This window comes from Sediminibacterium sp. C3, assembly GCF_000508085.1.
Lineage (GTDB): Bacteria > Bacteroidota > Bacteroidia > Chitinophagales > Chitinophagaceae > Sediminibacterium.
Map to the genome: position 1 here is coordinate 2,807,719 of NZ_KI669560.1, position 16,583 is coordinate 2,824,301.

General features: G+C 40.4%; 16 protein-coding genes. 7 read left to right on the forward strand and 9 right to left on the reverse strand.

Translation table 11 applies throughout. The features are described 5' to 3' along the window. Positions 1 to 11: 11 nt before the first annotated feature. The 3 genes from F777_RS0113125 to F777_RS0113135 are packed head-to-tail and all read right to left on the reverse strand — an operon-like array spanning position 12 to position 3,211. Positions 12 to 1,262 carry an MFS transporter gene (locus F777_RS0113125; protein WP_026752443.1) on the reverse strand — a complete coding sequence of 417 codons (1,251 nt, stop codon included), beginning with the start codon at positions 1,260 to 1,262 and terminating at the stop codon, positions 12 to 14. Positions 1,263 to 1,267: 5 nt separating this feature from the next. After that, entirely contained in the window at positions 1,268 to 1,939 is a 672-nt protein-coding gene (locus F777_RS0113130) for a DedA family protein (protein WP_173399632.1), read from the reverse strand. Between the two features lie 18 nt (positions 1,940 to 1,957). Next, complete coding sequence (locus F777_RS0113135; protein WP_026752445.1) at positions 1,958 to 3,211, reverse strand: dicarboxylate/amino acid:cation symporter; 1,254 nt, start codon at positions 3,209 to 3,211, stop codon at positions 1,958 to 1,960. A gap of 92 nt (positions 3,212 to 3,303) precedes the next feature. Here F777_RS0113135 and F777_RS0113140 point away from each other — a divergent pair, with 92 nt between their 5' ends. The 3 genes from F777_RS0113140 to F777_RS0113150 all read left to right on the forward strand — a co-directional run bounded on the left by F777_RS0113140 (position 3,304) and on the right by F777_RS0113150 (position 6,069). Beyond that, positions 3,304 to 4,797, forward strand: coding sequence for an amino acid permease (locus F777_RS0113140; protein ID WP_026752446.1), 1,494 nt, complete (start codon positions 3,304 to 3,306; stop codon positions 4,795 to 4,797). Positions 4,798 to 4,926: 129 nt separating this feature from the next. Further along, the gene (locus tag F777_RS0113145) at positions 4,927 to 5,649 is read left to right on the forward strand and encodes a YebC/PmpR family DNA-binding transcriptional regulator (RefSeq protein ID WP_026752447.1); all 723 of its coding nucleotides are present in this window, start codon (positions 4,927 to 4,929) and stop codon (positions 5,647 to 5,649) included. A 6-nt stretch (positions 5,650 to 5,655) separates the two neighbouring features. Continuing rightward, the gene (locus tag F777_RS0113150; RefSeq protein WP_026752448.1) at positions 5,656 to 6,069 is read left to right on the forward strand and encodes a thiol-disulfide oxidoreductase DCC family protein; all 414 of its coding nucleotides are present in this window, start codon (positions 5,656 to 5,658) and stop codon (positions 6,067 to 6,069) included. Positions 6,070 to 6,081: 12 nt separating this feature from the next. Here the strand turns inward: F777_RS0113150 and F777_RS0113155 are convergent, their stop codons facing one another. Both F777_RS0113155 and F777_RS0113160 read right to left on the reverse strand, forming a co-directional pair. Then, the gene (locus F777_RS0113155; RefSeq protein WP_026752449.1) at positions 6,082 to 6,810 is read right to left on the reverse strand and encodes an SIMPL domain-containing protein; all 729 of its coding nucleotides are present in this window, start codon (positions 6,808 to 6,810) and stop codon (positions 6,082 to 6,084) included. Positions 6,811 to 6,819: 9 nt separating this feature from the next. Beyond that, positions 6,820 to 9,210: an alpha-ketoacid dehydrogenase subunit alpha/beta gene (locus tag F777_RS0113160; protein WP_026752450.1), complete on the reverse strand. Its 2,391-nt coding sequence runs from the start codon at positions 9,208 to 9,210 to the stop codon at positions 6,820 to 6,822. Between the two features lie 131 nt (positions 9,211 to 9,341). On the opposite strand from F777_RS0113160, the gene F777_RS17430 reads away from it, so the two are divergent. From F777_RS17430 to F777_RS0113185, 4 genes are all read left to right on the forward strand, one after another. Continuing rightward, positions 9,342 to 9,716, forward strand: coding sequence for a DUF1573 domain-containing protein (locus tag F777_RS17430; RefSeq protein WP_026752451.1), 375 nt, complete (start codon positions 9,342 to 9,344; stop codon positions 9,714 to 9,716). A gap of 20 nt (positions 9,717 to 9,736) precedes the next feature. After that, a complete protein-coding gene (locus F777_RS0113170) occupies positions 9,737 to 10,108 on the forward strand; it encodes a DUF1573 domain-containing protein (protein ID WP_026752452.1) in 372 nt (123 codons plus the stop codon). Positions 10,109 to 10,112: 4 nt separating this feature from the next. After that, the gene (locus tag F777_RS0113175) at positions 10,113 to 11,309 is read left to right on the forward strand and encodes a pyridoxal phosphate-dependent aminotransferase (protein ID WP_026752453.1); all 1,197 of its coding nucleotides are present in this window, start codon (positions 10,113 to 10,115) and stop codon (positions 11,307 to 11,309) included. 247 nt (positions 11,310 to 11,556) lie between these two features. Further along, the gene (locus tag F777_RS0113185) at positions 11,557 to 13,005 is read left to right on the forward strand and encodes a hypothetical protein (RefSeq protein ID WP_026752454.1); all 1,449 of its coding nucleotides are present in this window, start codon (positions 11,557 to 11,559) and stop codon (positions 13,003 to 13,005) included. 21 nt (positions 13,006 to 13,026) lie between these two features. On the opposite strand, the gene F777_RS0113190 is transcribed toward F777_RS0113185, so the two are convergent. The 4 genes from F777_RS0113190 to F777_RS18440 all read right to left on the reverse strand — a co-directional run bounded on the left by F777_RS0113190 (position 13,027) and on the right by F777_RS18440 (position 16,583). Beyond that, positions 13,027 to 14,226 (reverse strand): GAF domain-containing sensor histidine kinase, encoded by a 1,200-nt coding sequence (locus F777_RS0113190; protein ID WP_026752455.1) that lies wholly within the window; start codon positions 14,224 to 14,226, stop codon positions 13,027 to 13,029. Positions 14,227 to 14,362: 136 nt separating this feature from the next. Beyond that, the gene (locus tag F777_RS0113195) at positions 14,363 to 15,481 is read right to left on the reverse strand and encodes an ABC transporter permease (RefSeq protein ID WP_026752456.1); all 1,119 of its coding nucleotides are present in this window, start codon (positions 15,479 to 15,481) and stop codon (positions 14,363 to 14,365) included. Further along, positions 15,478 to 16,305 carry an ABC transporter permease gene (locus F777_RS16775; protein WP_369792003.1) on the reverse strand — a complete coding sequence of 276 codons (828 nt, stop codon included), beginning with the start codon at positions 16,303 to 16,305 and terminating at the stop codon, positions 15,478 to 15,480. Before F777_RS16775 ends, F777_RS0113195 begins: the two co-directional genes overlap by 4 nt. Continuing rightward, positions 16,227 to 16,583 (reverse strand): ABC transporter permease family protein, encoded by a 357-nt coding sequence (locus tag F777_RS18440; RefSeq protein WP_235785955.1) that lies wholly within the window; start codon positions 16,581 to 16,583, stop codon positions 16,227 to 16,229. Before F777_RS18440 ends, F777_RS16775 begins: the two co-directional genes overlap by 79 nt.

A 16,583-nucleotide genomic window follows, 5' to 3' on the forward strand; every position in this document is an offset into this window, starting at 1 on the left:
TTCGGAATCGGTTAGGAATGTCTTTCAACGAAGTCCAGGTCTTTATGAAAAGTTTCTTCAGTAAAGTAAAAAGCAATGAAAGTAATTACCATGATGACAATACCGGTGATGATTCCACTTTGAATGAGTGACCAACCCCAGGATTTCTGGAATAAATTCAGAAACATCAGATTAATCAGCGGCAATGCTCCCCTTACCATATTGGGGATGGTAGTAGCTGCGGTAGCTCTCAGGTTTGTGCCAAATTGTTCTGCGCCCATGGTAATGAAAATGGCCCAGAATCCGGTACTGAATCCCAGCATGCCACATATGAAATACATGGTTGAATCGTTGTTATTGATGCTGCTGAAAAACAAAACCAAAAACAACATACACAAAAGATAAAAACTCAGCAGCGCTTTCTTACGGCTTTTAAAATACTGGCTCACCAATCCAATTAAAATATCTCCGATGGCAATGCCAACATATGCATACATAATGGCTCTTCCGCTTTCAATGGTATTCTCTCCGTACAAGGCGCCAGCAAAGCGATTGCTGAGATTCACCAGTATGCCAATTACATACCAGGTAGGCAATCCAATTAAAATGGCCAGTAAATATTTTTTAAACCGCTTGCCATTATTAAAGAACATGAAAAAGTTTCCTTTTTGAATTCCTACCTTCTCTTTCAAACTATGGAACATGCCACTCTCCGAAACCGAAATCCGAAGCAATAACAATCCAATACCTAACCCACCCCCAATCATATAACACAATCTCCAGTCGTTGGTAAACTTGTAAACAAAATAGGCAAACACAGCACCGAATAATCCTACCCCTGCCACGAGTGAAGTCCCCACCCCTCTTTTATCCTTTGGCAACAACTCACTTACCAAGGTAATGCCAGCACCCAGTTCACCAGCCAGACCAATACCGGCAATAAAACGGGCCCATGCATATTGATCAACCGTTTGAACAAATCCGGTTGCAAAGTTGGCAACAGAATACAAAGCGATGGAACCAAACAAAACGCTTAGCCTTCCTTTTTTATCACCGATGGTGCCCCAGAGTACACCTCCAATGAGCAGTCCCACCATTTGCCAGTTAATAATTTTAGTGCTGGCAGCAATTACTTGTGGTGTGTCTGATAATACTACCCCAATACCTGCCAGACTGGGTTCTCTCACAATCGTGAACAACAATAAATCGTAGATATCTACAAAATATCCAAGTGCGGCAACAATAACTGGTACAGAGAATATGCCATATTTTTTAGCCGTCATACGAATTACTTCTTTTTATTGAAAACCAATTTCATAATTACCGGTGCAGTGGTAACCGCCACGATGCCCAGTACAATCACTTCCAGGTGATCTTTTAAATCGAATCCGAACTGAGCCAATATCCATTTTTGTAAAAAATGTCCAGCAAATAACATGCTGCCTACCCAGGCAAAACAACCCACAATATTGAAGAATCCGAATTTCTTTTTATCCATTTGCACAATGCCCGCAACAATAGGAGCAAATGTTCTCACAATAGGAATGAAACGTGCAACAATGATTGCGCCGCCACCATGCTTCTCATAAAATTCATGCGCCTGTTGCAGATAACGTTGTTTAAAAAACATATTTTCTTTCCAGGAATACATAGCAGGACCCACTTTCTTACCAAACCAGTATCCAGCGGTATTACCAAGAATACCTGCCATAGAAATCAACAACATGATTAAAAGCAAATCGAATACTTCATTACCGGTTGGAATAAATTCGTTGGCCAGGTTGGTACTGTAAATACCAGCCACAAACAACAGGCTATCCCCTGGTAAAAAGAAACCCGCAAACAATCCGGTTTCTGCAAAAACGACAAATAAGATCAACCATAGTCCCCCATGCTCAATATAAAATTGAGGCTGCAACAAATTTGTCCAATGAAACTCCAGTAAAATTTGCATTAACATGATTCAAAATTATTTTGATTAAGACTCCATTACAACGGCACCTTCTTCTGACAACTCTCCCTCCCATTTGCTTACCACAGTAGTAGCGAGTGCATTCCCCAACACATTAGTTCCGGTTCTGAACATATCGCAGAAATGGTCAATAGGCAAAATCAGGGCAACTCCTTCTGGTGGTATTTTAAACATGGCACAGGTAGCCAGCACAATTATCAGGGAAGCTCTTGGCACACCTGCAATGCCCTTACTCGTCAACATTAAAACCAGCAACATGGTAATCTGCTCTCCAATGGGCATATGAATTCCGTAAGCCTGTGCAATGGCGAGGCTGGCAAAAGTCATATACATCATACTTCCATCTAAATTGAAAGAATAACCCAATGGAAGAATAAAAGAAACAATACTTTTTTTGCATCCGAATTTCTCCAGCTCTTCGGTTAATTTAGGGAATACGGCTTCACTGCTGGTAGTACTGAATGCAACCAGCAAAGGACTGGCGATAGTCTTTAACAATCCATTCATGCGCTTACCTAAAATAATATAACCAACCGTACAAAGCAATACCCAAAGCACGGCAATTCCCAAAACGAAATAGCCGAAATATATAAAGTAAAAACTAAATATACCTAAGCCCTTATCTGCTACTACTGCAGCCAGGGTGCCAAACACACCAAAGGGTGCAAAATTCATTACGTATCCAACAATTTTTAAAATGATATGGGCAACAATATCCAATGCATTGATCACTGGTTTTGAGTATGGCCCCAGATTGGCAGCAGCCACCCCAAAGAAAATGGAGAATACCACAATTTGCAGAATTTCATTGGTAGCCATGGCTTCGAAAACACTGGCAGGCACCACGTGCTCAATGAATTTCTGAAGGGAGAATTCAGAAGTTTTTCCCATCAGATCTTTCAATCCGGCATTGTCTGCCTGGGATAAATCGATATAAGAACCCGGCTGAAAATAATTAACCAGTACCATACCAACCAATAAACTTACCAGAGAAGCAGAAATAAACCACAGCATGGCTTTTCCACCTACTCGGCCCACTGTTTTCAAATCTCCCAGTTTGGCAATACCCACAACCAGTGTAGAAAAAACAAGGGGCGCAATAATGGTCTTCACCAAACGAATAAAAATTGTCCCTAATAACTTGATATTTTTGGAGAAACTGGTAATGGTTTCAGGCGCAGCAGTTTCATGTACAAAATACCCTGTAATAATACCCAGAACCATCGCTATCAGGATATAAATCGTTAGTTTATTCTTCATCCGGCAAAATTTGAGTTGGCAATATACCCGTAAATTGAATATAATGCCTATTTTGCCAGATAATTTAAAACCAGAACCCAATTAATAAAACTATGAGTTTATTTAGAAAGAAATCGCTTTCAGCGATGCTTGCCAATGCGGAGGATTCTACCAACGGTTTGCAAAGAACCTTAGGAGCCGGTAATCTGATTGCATTAGGTATCGGGGCCATTATTGGTGCCGGTTTGTTTGTGAGAACTGCTGCTGCTGCCGGACAGTCTGCCGGACCAGCTGTTACTATTTCTTTCGTGATTGCAGCCATTGGTTGTGCATTCGCAGGATTGTGTTATGCAGAGTTTGCTGCTATGATTCCCATTGCAGGTAGTGCTTATGCTTACTCTTATGTTACTTTAGGAGAATTGGTTGCCTGGATTATCGGATGGGCATTAATTATGGAATATGCATTGGGAGCTGCAACGGTTTCTATTGCCTGGAGCGAATATTTAAACAAGCTGCTGGGAGGAAGCATACCCTATGAATGGTGCCACTCGCCGTTTGAAAGTTTTACAGATTCAGCCGGCGTATTACATCAGGGAATGATTAATGCACCTGCATTATTGGTATTGTTCTTAATTACATTATTATTAATCAAGGGAACACAGGAATCTGCTATTGTGAATGCCATTATCGTATTCATTAAAGTGGGTATTGTATTGTTATTCATTGCCATTGGCTGGCAGTTTATCAAGCCTGAAAACCATACGCCTTACATGATTCCGGAAGGAACTGCTGCAGTGGTAGACAGTGCAGGAAAAGTAATTGCCGACTACTCTCCATTCAACAAGCACGGATGGGGTGGTGTGTTAGGCGGTGCTGCTGTCGTATTCTTTGCCTTCATTGGATTCGACGCTGTATCAACCGCAGCACAGGAAGCCAAGAATCCAAAGAGAGATATGCCTATCGGTATCTTAGGTTCATTGGTAATTTGTACCATCCTTTATATTCTATTCGGTCACGTGTTAACAGGTGTGGCCAACTGGAAAGAGTTCGTAGATCCTGAAAAAGGTCGTGAAGCTTCTGTAGCATACGCTATCTCTGCTTACATGACAGGTTATGGCTGGTTAGCACAGGCTGTAACCATTGCCATCCTGGCTGGTTTCTCTTCTGTAATCCTGGTAATGTTAATGGGTCAAAGCCGTATTTTCTACTCTATGAGTAACGACGGATTGATACCAAAAGCATTTGGTGATTTACATCCAAAATATCGCACTCCCTACAAAGCCAATATCATTTTATTTGTTTTCGTGGGATTATTCGCGGCTTTTGTTCCCGGACACGTTGCTGGTGACTTAACCTCTTTTGGTACCTTATTTGCCTTTGTATTGGTAAGTATAGGTGTATGGGTGTTACGTGTTAAATCACCTGAACTGGATCGTCCATTCAAAACCCCGATGGTACCATTTGTATCTTCTATGGGTGTATTGGTTTGTACTTCAATGATCTTTGTACTGGATTCCACCACGCTTAAAGTAGCATTTGGCTGGATGGCATTGGGATTGATTGTATACTTTGTTTACAGTAAGAAAAGAAGCAAACTGAACGGGTAATTAAACCCCAACCGTTTCAATCCTATTATAACCCCAAGAGCCCGGCTTACAGAAATAGCCGGGCTTTTTTGTTGCTTCTTTGGCAACTCAGCAGGTAAACGTTAAATTTGCCATCCGAAATCAAACACTATGGGACGGATTTTTGAAGTACGTAAAGCAACCATGTTTGCCCGCTGGGACAGAATGGCCAAGCAGTTTACCAGAATTGGTAAGGAAATTATTATTGCTGTAAAAGCTGGCGGACCCGACCCGGCAACCAACCCGGCATTGCGCAGATGCTTTCAGAATGCCAGAAGTGTGGGCATGCCAAAGGATCGTGTAGAAGCAGCCATCAAGAGAGCACAGGGTAAAGACACCACCAACTATGAAGAAATATTATACGAAGGATACGGTCCTCATGGAGTTGCATTGCTGGTAGAAACCGCAACTGACAACCATGTAAGAACCGTTGCCAATGTAAAAAGTCATTTCAACAAAGGAAATGGCGCCATGGGAACAAACGGAAGCGTAAGTTTCCAGTTCAAGAAAATGGGCGTATTCAAATTAAAAGCAGAGGGACAGGACCTGGAAGAAATGGAACTGGATCTGATAGATCATGGTCTGGAAGAACTGGGAGAGAGCAATGACGACAACGGCAATCCGATTATTGTATTACGTTGCGCATTCACCGATTTCGGCAAATTGCAAAAAGCCCTGGAAGACAAAAACATTACACCCATCAGTGCCGAATTGGAATGGATTCCAACCAATACCGTACCGGTAACCGACGAACAGGCAGAAGATGTTTCTAAGCTAATTGAAAGATTAGAGCAAGACGAAGACGTAAACAAGGTTTTCCATAATATGGGATAATAAAACATGGATACCAACTTATATACAAACCCCGTTATTTTATTTGACGGGGTTTGTAATTTATGCAATGGCAGTGTGCAGAAAATTATTGCAGCAGACCCTAAAAGACAGTTTAGGTTTGCTTCGCTGCAGGGAGAATTTGGACAGCAGGTGTTAAAGCAATTTCATTTAGCACCCGGCGAACTCAGCTCCTTTATTTTACTGGAGAACAATCAGATTTTCATTAAATCTACTGGTGCATTAAAAGTAGCCAGAAAATTATCCGGTGCCTGGCCTTTGCTGTATGCATTGATCCTTGTGCCCCGATTTATCAGGGATGGGGTGTACAATATTATTGCCCGGAACCGATACAAATGGTTCGGGAAAAAAGAAAGCTGCATGGTACCCCACGCAGCTCTGCAAAATTTATTCTATCCTTAAAGCGAAAAGATTTTATTTGGCCAGGTATTCTACTTTTAAGGTAATGGATGCCGTTTTTTCTTTGGAACTGGTATTGAAGGAACCTCCATAACTGTAATCCTCATTGTCATTTTTTCCGGTAATCTGGAAAACACCCATATTGGCTTTCTTCAATGAGCCCAACCCTACATCAGAACTCTTAGCAATGGTCTCTGCTCTTAATTTAGCATCTTCTGCCGCTTTGGCCAGTAAATCAATTTTTAGTTCATTCAATTTGCTGTAATAATAACTGGGCTTGTTAGAACTAAATTCAATTCCTTTCTGCAATAGTTCTGTTACTTCTCTGGACACTTTTTCTACCAACTGAATCTGACGGGAATCTACTTTAACGCCACCGGTTAAAGTATATCCGCTGAAAACAGATTTTGAAACACCATTGGGGGCATTTTCATAATTGAAATTCTTAACTACATCTACGGCTAAAAAAACCATATTAGAATCGGGGATTCCCTTTTCCTTTAAATACGCTTTAATGACTACCTCATCCGATTTTATCTGCGTATAGGCTTCTTTCAGGTCAAAGCCAGTTCTGCTATACTGACCTTTCCAAACAATCTGATCACTGGTAAAGTCCTTCTCGGCCAACCCTGTAACCACAATGGTTTCGGAGCTAATAAATTTATACTTGTAGGCACTTCCGATTACAAATGCACCAATGATAATAGCTAGAGCTATTACAATGGCATTACTATATGATTTCATACAAAAAAATTACTCGCTGATCATTTCCCTTACCACCCTTATCACATCTTCTGCATTGGGCTTACTGAAATAATCTCCGTCACTTCCGTAACTGGGTCGGTGCGCCTGAGCCGTTAAAGTTCTCGGACTCACATCCAGCCACTGGAATGCTTTCTGTTCTTCAATAACCTGATTATACATATAAGCGGCTGCGCCACCTGGTACGTCTTCGTCTACAAACAAAATACGATTCGTCTTTTTTAATGATTCCAGAATCATATGGTTGATATCGAATGGAAGTAAAGTCTGAACGTCAATTACTTCACAACTGATTCCCTCAGCAGCAAGACGCTCAGTAGCGTCCTGAATAATCCGCAAGGTTGAACCATAAGAAACAATGGTAATGTCTTCCCCGGTTCTGATCACTTCAGGGATACCCAATGGCACCGTATACTCCAGCAAGTTCGCAGGCAATTTTTCTTTCAGACGATAACCATTCAAACACTCAATCACCAATGCAGGGTCGTTGGATGACAATAAAGTATTGTACATACCCACTGCCTGTACCATATTTCTTGGCACACAAACATACATGCCTCTCAACGAATTAATGATCATTCCCATGGGAGAACCACTGTGCCAAATACCTTCCAGACGATGTCCCCTGGTTCTTACTATAACCGGACAACATTGCTGACCCTTGGTTCTGTAATGAGTAGTAGCTACATCATCACTCAAAATTTGCAAGCCGTACAACAGATAGTCTAAATATTGAATTTCAGCAATGGGCCTTAATCCGCGCAAAGCCATACCCACAGCCTGTCCCATAATGGTAAGCTCGCGAATACCGGTGTCAAAAATGCGGTCTCTTCCGTGCCTTTCCTGTAAACCCGCAAAGCCCTGGTTAACATCTCCAATATACCCTACGTCTTCACCAAATGCATATACTTTGTGATTCTGTGTAAATAAGGCATCAAAGTATTTATTCAATACTTCAAACCCATTTACAGTAGGTGCATCAAAAGAAATCAACGGTTTAATTTCGGGAACTTTTAATGCACTCTTGATGGTTTGATTGTATAAGTGAGAATTGTATAACCCTTTATTCAGGTTTAATAATTCCTGATAGTATAACTGTACATCCTGAATAGATGGAGACTCCGGAGCCATTTCTATTGCCAATGATAAAGATCTCAACACATCTCTGCGCAAAGGTTCCTTGCTTTGCAATAATTCATTGGCCATTTGTTGTAAACGATTGTACTTATCCATATCGCTTACCATCATTTCCTTTAATAAAGTACCTGCATTGGCTGCCTGTTCTTTAATAGGGTTGATGTATTTATCCCAGGCACGCTGACGACTTTCCCTTACATGATCCTTGGCCTGTGCTTCTATATCTGATAATTCAGATTCATTGCTAAGGTTATTGGCCAGCATCCACTCTTTCATTTTCTTAATGCAATCCCATTCCTTCTCCCAGGCCAATCTTTCCGGTGTCTTGTACCTTTCATGGCTTCCGCTGGTAGAATGTCCCTGTGGTTGTGTTACTTCTTCAACATGAAACAAAACAGGTACATGGGTATCCCTGATTCTTTGAATACCTTCCTCAAAAGCCTGACAAAGGCCTGCATAATCCCATGCCTTTAATTTATAAATCCGGATACCATTGGTATCTTCCATTTTCTCCAGTCCTCTAAGAGCTTCCGATATGGAGCCCTTGGTGGTTTGAAAATTCTTGGGAACAGAAATTCCATACCCATCATCCCAGACAAATACAGCCAACGGAACCTGTAATACGGCAGCTGCATTCATGGTTTCCCAGAAATGTCCTTCACTAGTACTGGCATCTCCAATGGTAGTAAAGCAAACTTCATTTCCATTATGACTCAGGTGATCCATTTCTCTTAAATGGGCATTCTGCCTGAAGCATTTGGAAGCAAAAGCCAATCCTAATCCACGAGGCATCTGAGAAGCGGTAGGCGCCATATCTGCCGACACGTTTTTGCGGTTGGCCAGGTCTAGCCAGTTCCCGTTTTCATCTACCAGTTTAGTAGCAAAATGGGCATTCATCTGACGACCAGCACTAAATGGATCATTCTTTATATCCGGATCGGCATACAATTGTGCAAAATATTGTTCAACACTTGCCAAACCGGCAGCAAACATAAAAGTCTGATCACGGTAATAACCGCTTCTGAAATCACCCGGCTGAAAAAACTTGGCCATGGCCAGCTGAGGGACTTCTTTACCATCTCCGAAAATTCCGAATTTGGCTTTGCCGGTTAATACTTCTCTTCGGCCCAGGAGGCTTACTTCTCTACTGATTACGGCGGTTCTATAATCTTCCAGAACGGTTTGTCTAAAACCTTCGAAAGACAACATATCGTCTTTGTATTGTAATGAAGCGGTTGATTCCATACAACAAAAATAGGATTAGGAACGGAATAGACTAACAATAATTAGTTTAATTGGAAATTAACGGGTTAATAACGCAAACCTTCATCATCAAGCGGTCAATTTTTGTACTTTTACCACTTAATTGCACAAGTATGAAAATTTGGATTGTATTATTAGGATTTCTGGGTTTTTCATTGGGCACCATGGCCCAGTCTTCCGACGCTAAAGTGTCTATTAAAAACGAAACCTACGAAATGGGTAAAGTGAAATTTGGTCAACCTGTATCTTATTGGGTAGAAGTAACCAATACCAGTAAGGACGACCTGAAACTGGAAGGCGTAAGAGCCGGTTGCGGCTGCACCACTCCGGACTTCACTCCCAACCAGGTATTCAAACCAGGAGAAACCATTAAAATTAAAATTGAATTCAACGGTTCTGTAATGGGTAAATTTACCCGGTTTACGGATATTATTATTTCTGGAGGCATCGTAAAACAAACCAAGTTCAGCGGAGAAGGCATTCAATAATTTAAAAAACTAACCATCATATGAAGTCATTATTTTTATCTGTATTTTTATTTTGTTCTGTTGCCGTTTTTGCACAAAACGATATCAAATTCAGCAAAACCCTTCACCAGTTCGGAAAAATTAAAAGAGGGGTTCCTGCCACTATTGTGTTTACTTATACCAATAATGCAGCCAAGCCTGTTGTAATTGAATTTGCCAATGCAGAATGCGGTTGCACCAAACCTGTTTATAGCCAGGCACCAACCGTAAAAGGGAAATCAGGCACCATTAAAGTAACCTATAATGCAGAATCAATAGGTGTATTCAAAAAAAGAGTAGATGTAAAATTCGCACACTCTAATCAGCCTTATATTTTAACCATCGAAGGAGAAGTAGTAGAAAACCTTAAATAGGAATATGTTAAGCATCAGTAATCGTGGGAATGCCATGCCGGCATCACCCATCAGAAAATTAGTACCCTACGCAGAAGCAGCTAAAAAAAGAGGCACGAAAGTATATCATCTGAATATCGGGCAACCCGATATTGAAACACCTAAAATGGTGCTGGATGCAGTAAGGAACAGTGACTTCAAAGTTTTGGAATACAGCCATAGTGCAGGAAATGAAAGTTATAGAAGAAAACTGGTTGATTACTATGCATCTGTTGGCATTCAGGTAAATCACCAGCAAATCATTATTACCACAGGTGGAAGCGAAGCCATTCAGTTTGGATTCATGGCCTGTCTGGATGCGGGAGATGAAGTAATTATACCGGAGCCTTTCTATGCCAACTACAATGGTTTTGCCGTAGCAGCCGGTGTAAAAGTAGTACCTGTTACCTCCTCTATCAGAAACGGATTTGCCCTACCACCCATTGCTGATTTTGAAAGCAAGATTACAGCCCGCACCAAAGCCATTGTAATCTGCAATCCTAATAATCCAACCGGATATTTATACAGCAAGGCAGAGATGGAACAGTTGAAAGAACTGATTCTGAAACATAACCTTTATTTGTTTTCTGATGAAGCATACAGAGAGTTCTGCTATGAGGGAGAACAAACCAGCGCCATGCATTTAACCGGTGTTGACGACCATGTTATTATTATGGATACCATCAGTAAAAGATACAGTGCCTGCGGAGGAAGAATCGGAGCACTGGTAACCAAAAACCAACAGGTGCTGGATGCGGTAATGAAATTTGCACAGGCCAGGTTAAGCCCGCCCAGTTTTGCGCAGATTGCAGGTGAAGCGGCCATAGATTTACCAGCTAATTATTTTGACACAACTAAGGCAGAGTATAAAAAAAGAAGGGATTTAATTATAGAACGACTCAATAAAATGGAAGGCGTTTTTTGCCCGAATCCAGGTGGGGCTTTCTATGCCATTGCCGAATTACCCATAGACGATGCCGACCAGTTTTGTCAATGGCTGCTTGAATCTTTCAGCCATGAACAGCAAACCGTGATGCTGGCCCCTGCTACCGGATTTTACGGCACTCCGGGATTAGGAAAAAAAGAAGTAAGACTGGCTTATGTGCTAAATCTGGAAGACATCAATAAAGCCATGGATTGCCTGGAAGTGGCACTGAAAGTGTATCCTGGCAGAACAATTTAATTATTAAAATAATTTGCAATATTAAATAATTGTAAATTATTACTATTTAAATAGCTTAAAAGGGCCAATATTAATTAAATATAATTTTTTACTATTTGTTATTTAAACGAGTTTTTGTATCTTAGCCGAAACATTAATACAAAGAGTCTCTATATTGGCAAGCAATCGAAAACCCTTCGTTTCTACGAGGGGTTTATTTTTGTAGGCTGCTAAGGGAATAATTAAACGCTCTATACGTTTATAACACATGCTACAAAGCAAGCTATTTCTTTCCGTTTTTGTTTTATCCATCACGGTTATCGGGGGGATTAAAAACGCCGCGACAGCACAGCAGTATCTGGCCATGCATGGGTCATCCTATGCAGGGGTTAGCAGCATTTTCAATAACCCGGCCTCAATTGGCAATAGTGTGCACAGATGGGATCTTCAACTCTTCTCTGCCCAGACCGCTTTTTATACAAATACCCTGTATGCAAGAACCCTGAATATTACCAATCTGGGGGCAGACAAACAATATATGACCAATGGGTTTCAGGATAGAAGACTAGACCAGAACTCAGATCTGAGTTTACTATCCGCCATGTATCGCATCAACAAAAAACATGCAGTTGCTATTGCATTCAGAGGAAAATTTTATCAGCATATTCAAACCAATGCATTTCATTATCAAGACTCAGCATCCAGCTTACAAAGCTTTTTTAAGCTGAACAGGAATATCCCTTTTTTGCAGGGCAGAAGTGAACACAGCGGATGGGGTGAACTCAACCTGAGTTATGCAGGAGCCATTGCGGAAACAGAAAACAGCCGACTAACAGCTGGTGCCAGCCTACAGATTTCCAAAAGCCTGGGGGGAGCATACATGCGAATGAACGGAGCAAAGTTCAGAGAAGATATCAATGGCATCGACACCAGTTATACGGCTTATTCAGGAGTTGGAGAGTATGCTTATTCTGCCAATATTGATGTGTTGCAGCAATTCGGCATAACCAGCAACAGTGTCCGTGATTTTGTAAAACAATCCAAAACGAGTATGGGCATTAGTGCAGGTTTGGAATACATAGTTTACAACGACGAATCCTATAAAGATAACCGGCTATCAGAAGGGAGACCCTATTCGTATAAAATAGGATTCAGCTTAATGGATATTGGAGCGCAGCGTTATACCAACAGTGAATATACAGGCAGATTTACCCGGGACAATGATGATGTTTCCGATAGCAGAATTGCCAATATCATGCGCAATGTAAATAACACAAGAGATTTTAAAGACTCAATGACGGCCTTGTTCGACTCAATACAAACCCTGCCTGCCAGTTTTAATATGGTTAATCCGGCAAGGGCTATTGTAAATGTAGACAAGTGGATGGGTGGTTCTTTTTTTATTAATGCACAGCTCATTATTCACCTGAACAGCAGAGCCAGTGCAACAAAGCTGAACACAAATGAAATGGGTTTTTTAGCCGTAACACCCAGATGGGAGACCCTGAACTGGGGTGTGTTTCTTCCCATGCAACTTACCAGAGATGGACAATTCTGGACAGGTCTTGCATTTAAAGCAGGCCCGTTGATTGCCGGCATTCATAATATTGGCATCGTGAAGCAGTGGGCCCTGTTAAACGGAGGCGGCTATATCATGCTGAACTTACATCCTTTCAGAAAAAAGATCAGCAAAACCAGAATGGACTGTTTTGAATAAGGAACAAAACCCTTAAAAGTATTACTGAGGCAAAGTCACCGTAAATCTGGTACCCTTCCCTTTTTCTGATTGAATATCCAGGGAACCATGTAATTCGTCTATCAATCTTTTTACCAGCGACAAACCAAAACCATATCCTTTTTCTCCGGTAGTACCACTGGAAGAGGTTTTCATTCCTTTTAAAATGGCATCCATTTCTTCATTGGTTAACCCTACCCCACTGTCTGCTACAAGAATTTCAAGTGTTTGACCCGATCCTGTAATGGAATGGATATTCAACTCAACTTTAATGGTTCCTTCCGGATCAGTAAACTTAATGGCATTGGTAATTAAATTACCAGCAATTTGCAACAATTTATTTTTGGGAATTGCTTTTTGCTCCTGTCCAACTTTAATTTGAAAACTTAAATTGATCTGCTTGTTGGCAGCCTGAGGGGTGTACAATTTTTCCAGTTTTTCCTTAAAGGCTTTTAAGGTAAACCCATCTGTTTTTACAACTCCCTTGGCTTGCTGATCTTCCGCATTTAAAATTTCGGTTGCCAGATCCAGCAGTGAATTTCCAGCACGCTGAATAAGCTTCATGATTTCCAGAATATCATCCAGTTTTTGTGATTGTCCATGCTCCGTAACCATTTGAGCCAAGCCAATAATACCAGACAATGGACCTCTGATATCGTGAGCTACTTTCTTATTGTTCTCATTTACCTCAACCACTTTAGACTTCAGGTTCTGAATATACTTGATAGTAGTCAGGCGGTTCACTACTTCTTTGGCAACTATTTTCAGTAACTCAACTTTCTCAGGACTCAGCGTTTTTGCAGCAGAATCCAACACACATAATGCTCCTAAATTCAGACCATCCTGGGTTGCCAATGGAATACCAAAATAATATTCCAGATTAGGATTATCTACCACATAAAATTTATCCTTGAACCTTTCGTCAGAAGAAAGACTTTTTACTTCAAACTGATCATCCTGCATAATTGCATACTGACAAACAGAATCCTCTCTTTTCATCTGATCTATGGGCAAACCAAAATTGGCAACTGTCCATTGTGTGTAGGTATCAATTAAATTAACAAGGGAAATTTGGGTGCCAGCAATTTTTGCAGCCAGTTCAACCAGGTCTTTTAACAAATCAGAAGTATCTGAATAATCAATATCGAATTCAGTTAAAGCCCAGACACGTTCGTCTTCATTATGTGGGATAGGAGCCTGCATATACAATAAAATAATTTATTGCAAAAATACGTCATGGCCACTAGGAATCTGTAGTGATAGTTCTATATTAACAGGCTTTAAGGTCTTATTAACCGATTTAACAGAAAACTTACGGTTTTGTGACAATATTCGGCCATTAGGACCGCTTACGATAACTGATTACCGCCCATGCATTAATGATAAAAGCATACAAAAGCATAATTCCAATTTGTGGTGCAATATCCCAAAGCGTACTCCCCTTTAAAACCACCATTCGCATTACTTCAATAAAATAGGAAATGGGATTGAATTTGGTAAACCAGATAGCCCATTCCGGCATGCTATCAATACTGGTATACAGCCCCCCCATCAATACAAAGATCATCATGAGAAAAAAGGTAACTAACATTGCTTGCTGCTGGTTTTCAGAATACGTTGAAATTAAAAGGCCAATTCCCAGAATCACCAACAGATAAACGGCTGCAAACAGGTACAAAGTAAAATAAGAACCAATCGGAATGATTCCATACACGAGCCAGGCAACTACAAATCCCACACTAATCACAACCAGACCAATCATCCAGAAAGGCAATAATTTGCCAAGAATAAAATGAGATTTTTTAACCGGAGTTACATTAATTTGTTCAATGGTACCCATTTCTTTTTCTCGTACAATATTAATGGAAGAGAGATTCATCCCCACTATTGTAATTAATAATACAAGAATACCCGGCACCATGAATCGCTTATAATTCATTTTAGGATTGTACCAGTTACTGGACTGAATTTGTATCTGCGGGAATTCATTGAATTTCCCGGGAACAAGTGTTTTGAGTCTGAAATTCTGATTGAACGACTGGACAATTGTATTTAAATAAGCCGATCCTAAATTACCTTTCACCCCGTTGATAGCATTCACAGACAGCGACAAATGTGCTTCTTTCTCCTCAACCAGACCTTTTTCAAAATTGTCTGGAATCTCTAAAATTAAATCGGCCTGATCAGTTTCAACCGCACGAATGGCTTCATTACGATTATCGGGATACAAAACCAGTTTAAAATAATTGGAAGCAGTGATTTGTTGTACCAATTGGTTTGACAGGGTACTGCGGTCCCTGTTCAGAATGGCGATATTAATGTTCTTGATTTCATAATCTGCTGCCATAGGCAACATAATCAGTTGAATTATCGGAAGAATAAAAATCGTTTTCAGAATAGCCGGATTTCTAAATATCTGCCTGAACTCTTTTTCTAATATGAAACGCAATGGACTCATGCCAATCTGATTTTAAATTTTTTTATTGCAAGACCAAAAAAGAAAAGCATCATACCTGTTAAAACAGCTGTCTCTCTCCAAATCAGCGACAGTCCAACTCCTTTAATCATTACCGATTTCACAATGATAAAAAACCATTTAGCAGGAATAATATTTGAGACAATCCGGAGGGGCAGTGGCATATTTTCGATAGGGAAAATAAATCCACTGAACATAACGGTGGGCAAAAACATCACGATTAATGAAATAAACATGGCGGATTGCTGAGAATCGGTTGCGGAAGAAATTAATAAACCCAATCCCAAGGAAACCAAAATAAACAGAATACTCTCTGCATACAAGAGTAATAAACTACCATTGATAGGTACTTCCAGCACAAAATAACTCAACAATAAAATGGTTGTGATATTAATAATAGACAAAAGCAGATATGGTACAGCCTTGGCTATGATAATTCTAATGGGATTCATGGGTGAGACCAAGAGAATTTCCATATTCCCCATTTCCTTTTCCTTCACAACCGTTAGTGCCGTCATCATGGTACAAACCAATAACAATACCATCGCCATAACCCCTGGAACAAAATTATATGCTCCTTTTAACTGCGGATTATATAACATTCGGGTATCAAGCTGAATTGAATACGGGATGATGTGATTGGGATTCACTTCCTTTTGAAAGTCCTGAACAATTGCGGACAAATAATTCGTTAATGTTGTAGCCACATTGGGATCAGACGCATCAGCTATAATTTGCAAATCACCATTATTCTGCTGAAAAAAGCCAGTTTCAAAGTCAGGTGGAATAACGAGAGCGATTTTAATTTTCCTTTTTTAAATAAGGCATCTACCATTTGCGAATTAGCTGACTGGGCATACAATTCAAAATAACGACTGGCTTCTATCCTATCCGTAAGCCTATTAGCCAAAACACCGGAAGATTGATTAACAATTGCAATATGACTATTCTTGACCTCATTGGTTAGGGCAAATCCGAAAATAATGATCTGAACCATGGGCATGCCCAATAGAATCAACAATGTTTTTCTATCCCGAAAAATATGGTAAAACTCTTTTACTATAAACTGATAAAACTGTTTCAT